Annotated in this window: 15 protein-coding genes; 2 read left to right on the top strand and 13 right to left on the bottom strand. The window is 71.1% G+C overall.

Annotated elements, in window-relative coordinates; all coding sequences use genetic code 11:
- Positions 1-117: 117 nt before the first annotated feature.
- From QZX64_RS01300 to QZX64_RS01240, 13 genes are all read right to left on the bottom strand, one after another.
- Positions 118-1,209: a glutamate--cysteine ligase gene (locus QZX64_RS01300; RefSeq protein ID WP_295656319.1), complete on the bottom strand. Its 1,092-nt coding sequence runs from the start codon at positions 1,207-1,209 to the stop codon at positions 118-120.
- Between the two features lie 34 nt (positions 1,210-1,243).
- The gene (locus QZX64_RS01295) at positions 1,244-1,735 is read right to left on the bottom strand and encodes an ASCH domain-containing protein (RefSeq protein ID WP_295656318.1); all 492 of its coding nucleotides are present in this window, start codon (positions 1,733-1,735) and stop codon (positions 1,244-1,246) included.
- A 10-nt stretch (positions 1,736-1,745) separates the two neighbouring features.
- Positions 1,746-2,159: a metal-sulfur cluster assembly factor gene (locus tag QZX64_RS01290; protein ID WP_295656316.1), complete on the bottom strand. Its 414-nt coding sequence runs from the start codon at positions 2,157-2,159 to the stop codon at positions 1,746-1,748.
- Positions 2,152-2,604: a Fe-S cluster assembly sulfur transfer protein SufU gene (sufU, locus tag QZX64_RS01285; protein WP_295656314.1), complete on the bottom strand. Its 453-nt coding sequence runs from the start codon at positions 2,602-2,604 to the stop codon at positions 2,152-2,154. The genes QZX64_RS01290 and sufU overlap by 8 nt, the downstream gene beginning before the upstream one ends.
- Positions 2,604-3,860 (bottom strand): cysteine desulfurase, encoded by a 1,257-nt coding sequence (locus tag QZX64_RS01280; protein ID WP_295656321.1) that lies wholly within the window; start codon positions 3,858-3,860, stop codon positions 2,604-2,606. Before QZX64_RS01280 ends, sufU begins: the two co-directional genes overlap by 1 nt.
- Positions 3,861-3,923: 63 nt before the next feature.
- Entirely contained in the window at positions 3,924-4,682 is a 759-nt protein-coding gene (gene sufC / locus QZX64_RS01275) for a Fe-S cluster assembly ATPase SufC (RefSeq protein ID WP_295656312.1), read from the bottom strand.
- Positions 4,679-5,014, bottom strand: coding sequence for a non-heme iron oxygenase ferredoxin subunit (locus tag QZX64_RS01270; RefSeq protein WP_295656311.1), 336 nt, complete (start codon positions 5,012-5,014; stop codon positions 4,679-4,681). Before QZX64_RS01270 ends, sufC begins: the two co-directional genes overlap by 4 nt.
- Positions 5,014-6,231, bottom strand: a complete 1,218-nt coding sequence (locus tag QZX64_RS01265; RefSeq protein WP_366558490.1) for a SufD family Fe-S cluster assembly protein — start codon at positions 6,229-6,231, stop codon at positions 5,014-5,016. Before QZX64_RS01265 ends, QZX64_RS01270 begins: the two co-directional genes overlap by 1 nt.
- Positions 6,232-6,282: 51 nt before the next feature.
- Positions 6,283-7,701, bottom strand: a complete 1,419-nt coding sequence (gene sufB / locus QZX64_RS01260) for a Fe-S cluster assembly protein SufB (protein WP_295656307.1) — start codon at positions 7,699-7,701, stop codon at positions 6,283-6,285.
- Complete coding sequence (locus QZX64_RS01255; RefSeq protein ID WP_295656305.1) at positions 7,698-8,375, bottom strand: metalloregulator ArsR/SmtB family transcription factor; 678 nt, start codon at positions 8,373-8,375, stop codon at positions 7,698-7,700. The genes sufB and QZX64_RS01255 overlap by 4 nt, the downstream gene beginning before the upstream one ends.
- Before the next feature lie 76 nt (positions 8,376-8,451).
- Positions 8,452-9,339, bottom strand: coding sequence for an ABC transporter permease (locus tag QZX64_RS01250; protein ID WP_295656304.1), 888 nt, complete (start codon positions 9,337-9,339; stop codon positions 8,452-8,454).
- Entirely contained in the window at positions 9,336-10,310 is a 975-nt protein-coding gene (locus QZX64_RS01245; protein WP_295656301.1) for an ATP-binding cassette domain-containing protein, read from the bottom strand. The genes QZX64_RS01250 and QZX64_RS01245 overlap by 4 nt, the downstream gene beginning before the upstream one ends.
- 40 nt (positions 10,311-10,350) lie before the next feature.
- Positions 10,351-10,965 (bottom strand): TetR/AcrR family transcriptional regulator, encoded by a 615-nt coding sequence (locus QZX64_RS01240; protein WP_295656300.1) that lies wholly within the window; start codon positions 10,963-10,965, stop codon positions 10,351-10,353.
- Positions 10,966-11,022: 57 nt separating this feature from the next.
- On the opposite strand from QZX64_RS01240, the gene QZX64_RS01235 reads away from it, so the two are divergent.
- Positions 11,023-11,742, top strand: a complete 720-nt coding sequence (locus tag QZX64_RS01235; protein ID WP_295656298.1) for a GAP family protein — start codon at positions 11,023-11,025, stop codon at positions 11,740-11,742.
- Between the two features lie 100 nt (positions 11,743-11,842).
- Positions 11,843-12,369 (top strand): ABC transporter ATP-binding protein (locus QZX64_RS01230; protein WP_366558491.1); only part of this gene is annotated, 527 nt, incomplete at its 3' end.

Below are 12,369 nucleotides of genomic sequence, written 5' to 3'. Positions count from 1 at the left end.
GGCGCGACGACGTACACGGGGACCGGCTTGTGGCCCGAGGGCGAGACCGAGGAGCTCGCCCCGCACGTCCCGCTGACCTGGGAGCCCCCGCTGCCGGCCTACACCGGCTGACCCCGGTCAGCGGTGGGTGAGCTCGATGCTGTCGCGGACGACGGCCGGGAGCCCGGTGGCCTCCGCCGCGACGGCCCGCTGGCGGTCGGCCGCGGTGCCGTCGCGCAGCAGCCGGGCGACCACGCCCTCGACGAGCCCGGTGTCGCCGGTGGCGTCGAGGGCCGGCCGGACGTGCTCGAGGAGTGCCTGCACCACCTCCGCGGCCGGGTGCGGCGCACCCGAGAAGGCGTCGACCAGGTCACCGCCCAGCCCGGAGCGGCCGGCCCGCCAGGTGGCGAGGCTGATCAGCATCGTGGGGACGTCCGGCACGGGCGTGCCGTCTCGCCACTGGTGCGCGGCGGTGTCCACGAGGGCCCGCACCAGGGCCGCCGCGGCCACCACCACCTCCCGGTCCGCGCAGACGTCGCCCACGCGCACCTCGAGCGTCGGATAGGTGCGCGAGAGCCGGGCGTCGAAGTAGACCATCCCCTCGTCGAGGACCGCGCCCGTCGCCACCATCGCGTGCACGGCGCCGTGGTAGGTCTCCACCGAGCCGAACACGTCCGTCGCGCCGGCGGAGGGCCAGCGGCGCCACAGCTGGGAGCGGAAGCTGGCGTAGCCGGTGTCCAGCCCCTGCCAGTAGGGCGAGTTGGCGGTCAGCGCGAGCAGCACCGGGAGCCAGCCGCGGATCCGGTCCAGGACGGCCACGCCCTCCTCGTCGGACTCCACCGACACGTGCACGTGGCAGCCGCACACGAGCTGCTCGGCCTGCGTCAGCCCGAACTCCTCGGCCATCCGCTGGTAGCGCGGGCTCGTGGTGGTCTCCGGCACCACGGGCACGGGCGAGGTCGCCAGGGCGACGGCCCGGCAGCCGACGGTGCGGGCGGCCTCGTCGGCGCGCCGGCGCCAGGCGGCGAGCTCCTCGGTCAGCTCGGCCAGGGTGGTGCAGGGACGGGTGCCCGTCTCGAGCATCTGCATCATCAGCTCGCCCACGACGCCACCGTCGGCACCGTCGGCCGGCTCCTCGACGTGCTCGAGCGCCGCCGCCGCCACGGCTCGCGGCTTGCCGCTGAGCTCGTCGACGAGCAGCAGCTCTTCCTCGACCCCCATGGTTCGCATGGTGGCCATCATGGCTGGTCGGCGGACCGCGGCGTCACCGGGCCCGGTAGACGACCCGGAACCGCTCGAGCACCACGGGCATGCTGGGGGTGAAGCCGGCGTCGTCGGGGGCGGTCCCGCGGAAGAGCCGCTCGTGCTGGGCGCGCCACCCCGCCAGCGACCGGTCCCCCTCGCCCTCGAGCAACGCGTGCTCCTCGGTGACCTCCTCGAAGGGCACGACCGTCACCTCGGTCGACTCGATGAGCGCCCGCGGGTGCCCCGCGCCGTCGAGGAGGATGCTCATCGTGCCGCGCTCCGGGAGGGGCTGACCCCCCGCGTCGTAGTCACTCAGCGCGGTGGCCGTCGCCGTCTTGGTGCCGTCGAGCACCAGCCGCAGCAGCGCGTCGGACTCCTCGGGACCGTCCCCGAACGACCAGGCCGGCGGTGGCACGACCTCGAGGGTGGTCGGGCCGAAGTACGACGGCACGCTGTTGAGCCTGGCGTGGAAGCGGGCGACCTCCCAGAAGGCCTCGACCGGGGTGCTCATGGCCGGAGCGTCAGACGTTGAAGCCCAGCGCGCGCAGCTGCTCGCGGCCGTCGTCGGTGATCTTGTCGGGACCCCACGGCGGCATCCAGACCCAGTTGATGGCCACGTCGTTGACGATGCCCTCGAGGGCCTGGTTGGTCTGGTCCATGATGACGTCGGTCAGCGGGCAGGCCGCCGAGGTGAGCGTCATGTCGAGGACGACGTTGCTGCCCTCGTCGAGGTGGACGTCGTAGACGAGGCCGAGGTCCACGACGTTGATGCCGAGCTCGGGGTCGACGACGTCCTTCATCGCCTCGGTGACGTCGTCGACGGAGACCGACGAGCCGGTGCCGGACGCCTGGGGGACCTCGGGGAGGTCCCCGTGGGCGTCTGCATGGGCGTCTGCGTGGTCGTGGAACGTGTGGTCGGTGCTGGTCTCAGACATGGGAGTCCTCCTGGGCTCGGGCGGTGGCGTCTTTCCAGGCCATCCATGACAACAGGGCGCACTTCACGCGCGCCGGGAACTTCGCGACCCCGGCGAAGGCGATGCCGTCCTCGAGGACGTCCTCGTCGGGCTCCACCTGCCCCTTGCCCTGCATCAGGGTCAGGAACGTGTGGTGGATCTCCATGGCCTCCTCGACCGACCGGCCGATGACCAGGTCGCTCATCACCGAGGCCGACGCCTGCGAGATGGAGCAGCCCTCGGCGTCGTACGACACGTCGGCGACGGTGCCGTCGGTGACCTGCACGCGCAGCGTCAGCTCGTCGCCGCACGTGGGGTTGACGTGGTGCACCTCTGCCCCGAAGGGGTCGCGGAGCCCGGCATGGTGCGGGTTCTTGTAGTGGTCCAGGATGATCTCCTGGTACAGCGAGTCCAGCTCGGCAGACATCAGCTCACCTTGAAGTAGTCGCGGGTGAAGTGGAGGCCCTCGACGAGCGCGTCGATCTCGGCGGGCGTCGTGTAGAGGTAGGAGGACATCCGTACCGAGCTCTGCACCCCGAAGCGGGCGTGGGCGGGCCGGGCGCAGTGGTGACCGGCCCGGACGGCGAGGCCGCGGGTGTCGAGCACCGTGGCCACGTCGTGCGGGTGCACGCCGGCGAGCTCGAAGGAGACCGCTCCCCCGCGCCGCGTCGGGTCGAGGGGGCCGAGGACCGTCAGTCCGGGCACTCCGGCGAGGCCCTCGAGCGCGTAGCCGGTGATGGCCTGCTCGTGGCGGTGGATGGCCTCCATGCCCACGTGGTCGAGGTAGTCGACCGCCGCTCCGAGACCGACGACCTCGACGATCGGCGGTGTGCCGGCCTCGAAGCGGTGCGGGATCGGTGCGTACGTCGAGGACTCCATGCGCACGGTCTCGATCATCTCGCCGCCGCCGAGGAACGGTGGCAGCGACTCGAGCGCCTCCCGGCGGCCCCACAGCACCCCGACACCGGTGGGCCCCACGACCTTGTGACCGGTGAAGGCGAGGAAGTCGGGCCGCGACTCCTCGTCGAAGGACTGCAGGTCGACCGGCAGCTGCGGCACGGCCTGAGAGGCGTCGACCACGACCAGCGCACCGACCTGATGGGCCCGTCGGGTGATCTCGGCGATCGGGTTGATGGTGCCGAGCATGTTCGAGACCCACGTCAGCGCCACGACCTTGGTGCGCTCGGTGAGCAGGTCGTCGATGTCGGACAGGTCCAGCTCACCCTCGTCGGTGAGCCCGAACCAGCGCAGCGTCGCGCCCGTGCGCTCGGTCACCAGCTGCCACGGCACGATGTTGGAGTGGTGCTCCATCTCGGTGATGACGACCTCGTCGCCCTCGCCGAGCTGGTGCGGGCCCTTCCAGGCCAGCGTGTTGGCGACCAGGTTGAGCGCCTCCGAGGCGTTCTTGGTGAAGATCACCTCCTCGCGCGAGGGCGCGCCGATGAAGGAGGCGACCCGGTCGCGACCGTTCTCGAACGCCTCGGTCGACTCCGCGCCCAGCAGGTGCATCGCCCGGGAGATGTTGGCGTTGTGCCGCTCCAGGTGGTCGACCATCGTGTCGATGACCACCTGCGGCTTCTGCGAGGTGTTCGCGCTGTCGAGGTAGACCAGCGGGCGCCCGTCGGCCAGGGTGCGCTCGAGGATCGGGAAGTCCTTGCGGATGACGTCGAGCTCGGGGAGCAGTCCCTCGATCATCTCAGTTCCTTTCTCCGCGTTGCCAGAGGTGGTGCCGCAGCCCGGTGCTGCTTATCGCAGTGCCGAGGTGTACTTGTCGTAGCCCTCGGCCTCGAGCTGGTCGGCCAGCTCGGCCCCGCCCTGCTCGGCGATCCTGCCGGCGACGAAGACGTGCACGAAGTCGGGCTTGATGTAGCGCAGCACCCGCGTGTAGTGGGTGATCAGCAGGACGCCCTTGTTGCCCTTCGACGCGAAGCGGTTGACGCCCTCGGAGACGATCTTGAGGGCGTCGATGTCGAGGCCCGAGTCGGTCTCGTCGAGCACGGCGACCTTCGGGTCGAGCAGCTCGAGCTGGGCGATCTCGTGGCGCTTCTTCTCACCGCCGGAGAAGCCCTCGTTGACCGAGCGCGAGGCGAAGGTCGGGTCGAGGTCCAGGGCCTGCAGGGCGTTGTTGACGTCCTTGACCCAGGTGCGCAGCTTCGGGGACTCGCCGTCGATCGCGGTCTTGGCGGTGCGCAGGAAGTTCGACACCGACACCCCCGGCACCTCGACGGGGTACTGCATGGCGAGGAACAGGCCGGCGCGCGCCCGCTCGTCGACCGACATGGCCAGCACGTCCTCGCCGTCGAGGGTGACGGTGCCGCCGGTGACGGTGTACTTGGGGTGCCCGGCGATCGAGTAGGCCAGCGTCGACTTCCCCGAGCCGTTGGGGCCCATGATCGCGTGCGTCTCGCCGTCCTTGATGGTCAGCGTGACGCCGTTGAGGATCGGCTTGGGGCCGTCCTCGGTGTTCACGGAGACGTGCAGGTCGGTGATCTCGAGCGTGCTCATGCGGGGGTCACTCCGTTCAGGGTGGTCTGGATGTCGACGTACACGTCGTCCTCCCGGACGTCGACGGGAAAGGTGGCCACGGGTTCGGTGGCCGGGAAGCTGGTCGGCTTGCCGGTGCGCAGGTCGAAGCGCGACCCGTGGAGCCAGCACTCGACCGTGCAGTCCTCCACGTCTCCCTCGGACAGGGCGACGGCGGCGTGGCTGCAGAGGTCCTCGATCGCGAAGACCTCGGTCCCCTCGCGTGCCACGGCGACGTCCTGGCCCTCGATGCTGACGCCGAGGGCCTCGCCGTCGCGGAGGTCGGCCAGCGCGCAGGCGCGGACGAAGGACATCAGTCCGCCACCTCCTCGACGGGCAGGATCAGCGACGCCCCGAGGGGGACGCCCGCCAGGACGGTCTTGGCGAGCTCGACCTCGACCGTCTGGGTCAGCCGGCCCTCCAGCGAGGGCACACCGACCTTGCGGATCAGGTCGTTGAAGAAGCCGTGCAGCACCAGCCGCCGTGCCTCCACGTCCGACACACCGCGCGAGCGGAGGTAGAACAGCTGCTCGTCGTCGAGGCGCGCGGTCGCCGAGGCGTGTCCGGCGCCGGCGATCTCACCGGTCTCGATCTCGAGGTTCGGCACCGAGTCGGCCTGGCAGCCGTCGGTGAGCACCAGGTTGCGGTTCTCCTCGTAGGTCTCGATGCCCTCGGCGACCTTGCGGATGAGCACGTTGCCGATCCACACGGTGTGGGCGCCCTGGCCCTGCAGCGCGCCCTTGTAGGCGACGTTGCTCTTGGTGCGGGGCTGGTTGTGGTCGGCGAAGAGCCGGTGCTCGAGGTGCTGGCCCGCGTCGGCGAAGTAGAGGCCCAGGAGCTCGGCCTCGCCACCGGGCGCGGCGTACTCGACGTTCGCGTGCATCCGCACCACGTCGCCCCCGAAGGAGACCGAGGTGTGCTTGACCGAGGCGTCGCGACCCACGCGGATGGCGTCGCGGCCCAGGTGCACCGCGTCGTCGGCCCAGTCCTGCAGGGAGACGACGTTGACGCGCGCTCCGTCGCCCACCAGGAACGACGTCGTGGCGCAGTAGCGGGCCGAGCCGCTGTGGAGCAGCACGATGGTGACGTCGGCGTGGTTGCCGATGCGGAACACCAGGTGGCCCCACACCAGGTCGTCGACCGACGCGCCGGTCAGCCGGATCACCAGCGGCTCCCCCGGTGCCAGCTCGGCCGGCACGTCGATGAGCGCTGCGCCGCCCGAGCGGGCGACCGCAAGAGCGGCCGGCCGCTCGTTGGGCGGGAGCTCGCCGAGCTCACGGGCCTGCTCGGCGGTGATGGTGGAGATCTCGATGCCCTCGGGCACCGAGGTGTCCCACTCGAGGCGGGCGTCGGAGGGCTCGCCGTCGAGGATCCCCCGCAGCCGCTTGATCGGGGTGAACCGCCACACCTCCTCGCGCCCGGTCGGGACCGGGTGGTCGGCCAGGTCGTAGGACGGCAACGGGTTGAGGTGGGAGACCACCGGGGCCTGCTCGAGCGCGCTTGCCACGCTCTCGCGGGCGACATCAGTCACGGTCACTGGTCACGTCTTCCTTGGGTCGGAGGGAGGGTCGGGGGCCGGCGATCAGCCGACCGCGCCCTCCATCTGCAGCTCGATCAGCCGGTTCAGCTCCAGGGCGTACTCCATCGGCAGCTCCTTGGCGATCGGCTCGACGAAGCCGCGCACGATCATCGCCATCGCCTCGTCCTGCTCCATGCCGCGTGACATGAGGTAGAAGAGCTGGTCGTCGGAGACCTTCGAGACGCTCGCCTCGTGGCCCATGGACACGTCGTCCTCGCGGATGTCGACGTAGGGGTAGGTGTCGCTGCGGCTGATCTGGTCGACCAGCAGCGCGTCGCACAGCACGTTGGACTTCGAGCCGTGGGCGCCCTCGTTGACCTGGATCAGCCCGCGGTACGACGTCCGGCCACCACCCCGGGCGACCGACTTGGACAGGATGGAGCTCGAGGTGTGGGGCGCCGCGTGCACCATCTTGGCGCCGGCGTCCTGGTGCTGGCCCTCGCCCGCGAAGGCGATGGACAGCGTCTCGCCCTTGGCGTGCTCGCCCATCAGGTAGATCGCGGGGTACTTCATGGTGACCTTGGAGCCGATGTTGCCGTCGACCCACTCCATGGTGGCGCCGGCCTCGCACGTCGCGCGCTTGGTGACGAGGTTGTAGACGTTGTTCGACCAGTTCTGGATCGTCGTGTAGCGGCAGCGGCCGCCCTTCTTCACGATGATCTCCACGACCGCCGAGTGCAGCGAGTCGGAGGTGTAGATCGGCGCGGTGCAGCCCTCGACGTAGTGCACGTAGGCGTCCTCGTCGACGATGATCAGCGTCCGCTCGAACTGGCCCATGTTCTCGGTGTTGATGCGGAAGTAGGCCTGCAGCGGGATGTCGACGTGCACGCCCTTCGGCACGTAGATGAACGAGCCGCCCGACCACACCGAGGTGTTGAGCGCGGCGAACTTGTTGTCACCGACGGGGATCACGGTGCCGAAGTACTCCCGGAAGAGCTCCTCGTGCTCCTTCAGCGCGGTGTCGGTGTCGACGAAGATGACGCCCTGCTCCTCGAGGTCCTCGCGGATCGAGTGGTAGACGACCTCGGACTCGTACTGCGCGGCGACGCCGGCGACGAGGCGCTGCTTCTCGGCCTCGGGGATGCCCAGCTTGTCGTAGGTGTTCTTGATGTCCTCGGGCAGGTCCTCCCACGAGGTGGCCTGCTTCTCGCTGGACCGCACGAAGTACTTGATGTTGTCGAAGTCGATCGTCGACAGGTCGGAGCCCCACGTCGGCATGGGCTTGCGGTGGAAGAGCTTGAGGCCCTTCATCCGCAGGTCGAGCATCCACTGCGGCTCGGACTTCTTGTCCGAGATGTCGCGGACGACGTCCTCGTTGAGGCCACGGGTGGCGATCGCGCCGGCCTCGTCCTTGTCGGCCCAGCCGAACTGGTAACGGCCGATGCCCTTCAGCTCGGGGTTCAGCTCTTCGATGGAGGTCATCGCTTCTCCTTCTGGGTGGTGGTGCTCGGGATGCAGGTCGTGCACACGCCGTCGCCGTGGGCGATCGTGGCGAGCCGCTGGACGTGGGTGCCGAGGACGCGGCCGATGGCCTCGGTCTCGGCCTCGCACAGCTGCGGGAACTCGTGGGCGACGTGGGAGACCGGGCAGTGCTGCTGGCACAGCTGGTCGCCCACGACGGGAAGCTCACGGATCGTGGCGGCGTAGCCGCCGTTGGTGAGCACGGTCGCCAGCGCGTGGGCGGGCGACAGGCCGGGCTGCTCGGCGAGCAGGCGCTCGCAGTCGCGCTCGATGAAGGCCACCCGGCGGCGGGCGAACTCCATCACCGCGTCGTCGCCGCCGGTCTCGGCCAGGAAGCGCAGGGCCAGGGCGGCCAGGTCGTCGTACTGCTGGTCGAACTCGTCGTGACCGTGCTGGGTCAGCGCGAACACCTTGGCGGGCCGGCCACGGCCACGCGCGCCGTAGACGCGCTGCTCGGCGGCCGAGACGGCGCCCTCCTCGACGAGGTGGTCGAGGTGGCGGCGTACGGCGGCCGGCGTCAGGTCGAGGCGCTCGGCCAGCGCTGCGGCGGTCGAGGGCCCGTTGTCCAGGATGGACCTGGCGACGCGCAGGCGCGTCGGCTGGTCCTGTCCCTGGTGTCCTGGGTGTCCCTCCATGATTTCCACAACATCAGTGTGCCGTTATTGATTCCGCCCGTTCAAGCAAGGTCACCCTTACCTCCGGGCCCCGGACTCACGTGGCGGTACGGCGCTGGAAGGCACGCAGCGCCAGCGGGGCCAGCACAGCGGTCAGCCCGACGGTCCAGATGATGGTGCTCAGCACCGGGTGATGCAGCGGCAGCGCGGCGTCGGCGGGAGCGGGACCGGTGTTGCCCCACAGCTCGCGCACCGCCTGCACCAGCGAGGAGAGCGGGTTCCACTCCGCGACCGTGCGGAGCGCCGAGGGCATGTTCTCGGTGGGCGCGAAGGTGTCGGCCAGGAATGTGACGGGAAACATGGTGGCGAACATCAACCCGTTGACCGCCTCCACCGAGCGCATCGCCGAGCCGACCAGGATGCCGAGCCAGATCATCGCGAAGCCCCACAGGAGGAGCAGGAAGTAGGCCAGCGCCGCATCGAGGACCCCCTCGCGGATCCGCCACCCCACGGCCAGGCCGGTGAGCGACATGATCACGATGCCGATGCTGGAGTGAAGGAGGCTGGAGATGCTGCGCCCGACGAGCACGGCCGCCGGGTTGATCGGCAGGGAGCGCATGCGGTCGACGATGCCCTTGTCGATGTCGGCGGTCAGGCCGACGGCCACGATGAAGGATGCGAAGGCGACTGTCTGGCCCATGATCCCGGCCATCAACCACTCGCGGTAGCCCGCGGGAGACCCCTGGACGGCGATCGAGCCGCCGAAGACGAACGCGAACAGCAGCACGAACATCACCGGCTGGATGGTGACGTCGAGCAGCATCTCGGGCATCCGCTTGATGTGGATGAGGTTGCGGCGCACGATCGTCAGCGACTGCCGCAGCAGGCCGGTGTCGCGGATCTCTGGCCGCTCGAGGCCCGGCTGCCGCCCGGTCGTGCTCCCCGTCGTGCGCTCGGACTCCGGCCGCTCGAACTGGGTGCTCATGGGGCCACCTCCTCCGTCTCGTGGGTGGGTTCCTCCGCGCGGTGGCCGGTCAGGCGCAGGAAGACGTCGTCGAGGCTCGGGCGCTTCAGCCCGAGGTCGTCGAGCTCGATGTCGCTGTCGTCGAAGATGCCGGCGATGCGGGTCATGGCGCGCAGGCCGTCGGCCGGCGCGGTGAGCTGGCGGGCGCCCTCGTCGAGGTGGACCTCGTCGACCACCTCGCGCAGCAGCGCCTCCGCCCGGGTCAGGTCGGCGGCGTCGGACACCGTCACCACGACGGCGGACTGGCCGGAGCGGTTCTTCAGCTCGAACGCCGTGCCCTGCTCGATGACCTTGCCGCGGTCGATCACCACGATGTGGTCGGCCAGCTGGTCGGCCTCCTCGAGGTACTGCGTGGTGAGCAGCAGGGTGGTGCCGTCGCGGACCAGGCCGCGCAGCACGTCCCACAGCTCCACGCGGCTGCGCGGGTCGAGGCCGGTGGTCGGCTCGTCGAGGAAGAGCACCGGGGGGATCGCCACCAGGCTCACCGCGAGGTCGAGCCGGCGCCGCATGCCGCCGGAGTAGGTCTTCACGATCCGGTCGCCGGCCTCGGTGAGCGAGAACCGCTCGAGCAGCTCGTCGCCGGCGCGCTTGATGTAGCCAGGCGTGAGGCCGTAGAGCCCGCCGATGAGGCGGATGTTCTCGCGACCGGTCAGCAGCTCGTCGACCGTCGCCGCCTGGCCGGTGAGGCCCATGCTGCGGCGGACGGCGCGCGGGTCCTGCACCACGTCGTGGCCCGCCACCCGGGCGGTGCCGCTGGTCGGCCGGGAGAGCGTCGTCATCATGCGGACGGTCGTCGTCTTGCCCGCGCCGTTGGGGCCCAGCAGTCCGAGGACGCTGCCCTGCGGGACGGAGAAGCTGACGCCGTCGACCGCGACCTTGTCGTCGAAGTGCTTGACCAGGTTGTCGGCCTCGATGGCCGGTGTGGACGTCATGGTCGAACCGTAGGGGGGACCACCGACAACCGGCATCCGCTTAAAGTCTCGACCTGGTGGAGATCGCCTCGAGGTGGTGGCGCAGGACCGCACGTATCCGCTCCGGCGTCGCCTCCTCGGGGTAGTGCACGCCGTGGAGCGCCAGGCCGTCGAGGAGCGCGTGCAGCACCGCGGCGTCCTGCTCCACCGCATCGACCACCTCCCCCACCGACGCCGGCGGGGCGAGGTCGCACCACCGTGCGACCGCGGTACGGCACACGTGGCGCAGGGCGACGAACATCTGCGACCGGGTCTCGTCGAAGCCATCGTCGTGGCGGGCCGGGTCGACGGCGGCGAGCCACACGTGCATCTCGACCCGGCGTACGTCGTCGAGCGGCAGCAGCTGCTCGAGCAGGAGCTGGGCGTTCTCGCGCGACGGACCGGCGGCGAGGACCTCGCGCAGCCGCGCCGGCGCCTCGGCCATGGTGCGGGCGACGGCGAACCGCACGAGCGCCGCCTGGTCGGGGAACCAGTGGCGGACCGCACTCGGCGACCAACCGGCCTCTGCCGCGACCGTGCGGACCGACACGGCCGCCATGCCCTCGCGGAGCACCACGCGCCGCAGGGCGGCGGCGATCTCGTTCCGGCGCTGGTCATGGTCGATGAGGCGAGGCACGGCTCTTTTTAACACAGTTGTACGGTAACGGCACCACAGCCCGGCGGAGGGAGAGTCGTGGACGCGGTCGCGTGGCTGGGCCTGGTCGGCCTGGCGCTGGTCGACAGCACCAGCATGGGCACGCTGGTGCTGCCGCTCGTGCTGCTCGTCGCGCCGCGCGTGCACGTGGGGCGCTACCTGGTCTTCCTGGCCACCGTCGCGGGCTTCTACGCCGCGATCGGCCTCGCCCTGGTGGCCGGGGCCGACCGGCTCCTGGAGCTCGGGCGCGACCTCGGCGACGTGCAGGCGCTCCGCTGGGCCCAGCTCGCCCTCGGCGTCACCCTGCTCGTGGTCGGGGTCCTCGGGGACCCGCGCCGCTGGTGGCGCCGGGGCACCGCGGGACCGGCGGCGGTCGAGCAGCCCCGGCGCGAGGACGCGTGGCGGGCGCGGCTGATGGGTCAGGACGCGTCGTACCGCGCCGTGGCCGGGGTCGGGGTGCTCGCGGCGCTGGTCGAGGTCGCCTCCATGGTGCCGTTCCTGGCCGCCGTCGGGATCATCACCGCCGCAGACCTGCCCGCCGTCGGCTGGGTGCCCGTCGTGCTGGGCTACTGCCTGGTCATGGTGCTGCCGGCCCTCGTGCTCCTCGGCGTGCGCCTGGGTCTCGACAGGCAGCTGCACGGCCGGCTGGAGCGGCTGGCGGGCTGGCTCGACCGTCGCTCCAGCGGTGCCGGGCTGTGGGTGGTCGCCATCGTGGGCCTCCTCCTCGCCGGCGACGCCGCCTCGGCGCTGTTCCCCTGAGCCGCGCCACCCGCACGGGGGCCGGCGGGGACCCGAACCCTAGACTCGGAGCGTGCCCGACCGCCCGACCGACCTCGCTGTCAGTGTCGACGGCCTGGTGATGCGGTACGGCGACAAGGTCGCCGTGGACGGCCTGACGATGGCCGTCGAGCGAGGCACGATCACCGCCGTGCTCGGCCCGAACGGCGCCGGCAAGACCACCACGCTGGAGACGTGCGAGGGCTACCGCGCGCCCCAGGGGGGCAGCGTGACCGTGCTCGGCCTGGACCCGCGGCGCGACCGCCGCGAGCTGCTCCCCCGGCTGGGCGTGATGCTCCAGGGCGCCGGCGCGTGGTCGGGCGCCCGGGCGATGGAGATGCTGCGCCACGTCGCCCGGCTGCACGCCCACCCGCTCGACGTCGAGGAGCTCGCCGACCGGCTGGGGCTGGGCGACTGTGGGCGGACGCCGTACCGCCGTCTCTCGGGTGGCCAGCAGCAGCGGCTCGGGCTGGCGATGGCGGTCGTCGGGCGCCCCGAGCTGGTCTTCGTCGACGAGCCGACCGCGGGCATGGACCCGCACGCCCGGCGCGCGACGTGGGAGATGCTCACCGACCTGCGTCACGCCGGCGCGACGGTGGTGCTCACGAC

It is taken from the genome of uncultured Nocardioides sp. (genome assembly GCF_902805925.1).
GTDB lineage: Bacteria > Actinomycetota > Actinomycetes > Propionibacteriales > Nocardioidaceae > Nocardioides.
The sequence above is the reverse complement of the archived record's forward strand: the minus strand, read 5'-3'. Positions and strand labels throughout refer to the sequence as shown.

Coding starts and splice junctions, on each gene's coding strand:
- QZX64_RS01300 (WP_295656319.1), bottom strand. CDS start 1,209: ATGCGAACCATGGGGGTCGAGGAAGAGCTGCTGCTCGTCGACGAGCTC.
- QZX64_RS01295 (WP_295656318.1), bottom strand. CDS start 1,735: ATGAGCACCCCGGTCGAGGCCTTCTGGGAGGTCGCCCGCTTCCACGCC.
- QZX64_RS01290 (WP_295656316.1), bottom strand. CDS start 2,159: ATGTCTGAGACCAGCACCGACCACACGTTCCACGACCACGCAGACGCC.
- sufU (WP_295656314.1), bottom strand. CDS start 2,604: ATGTCTGCCGAGCTGGACTCGCTGTACCAGGAGATCATCCTGGACCAC.
- sufC (WP_295656312.1), bottom strand. CDS start 4,682: ATGAGCACGCTCGAGATCACCGACCTGCACGTCTCCGTGAACACCGAG.
- QZX64_RS01270 (WP_295656311.1), bottom strand. CDS start 5,014: ATGTCCTTCGTCCGCGCCTGCGCGCTGGCCGACCTCCGCGACGGCGAG.
- sufB (WP_295656307.1), bottom strand. CDS start 7,701: ATGACCTCCATCGAAGAGCTGAACCCCGAGCTGAAGGGCATCGGCCGT.
- QZX64_RS01255 (WP_295656305.1), bottom strand. CDS start 8,375: ATGGAGGGACACCCAGGACACCAGGGACAGGACCAGCCGACGCGCCTG.
- QZX64_RS01250 (WP_295656304.1), bottom strand. CDS start 9,339: ATGAGCACCCAGTTCGAGCGGCCGGAGTCCGAGCGCACGACGGGGAGC.
- QZX64_RS01245 (WP_295656301.1), bottom strand. CDS start 10,310: ATGACGTCCACACCGGCCATCGAGGCCGACAACCTGGTCAAGCACTTC.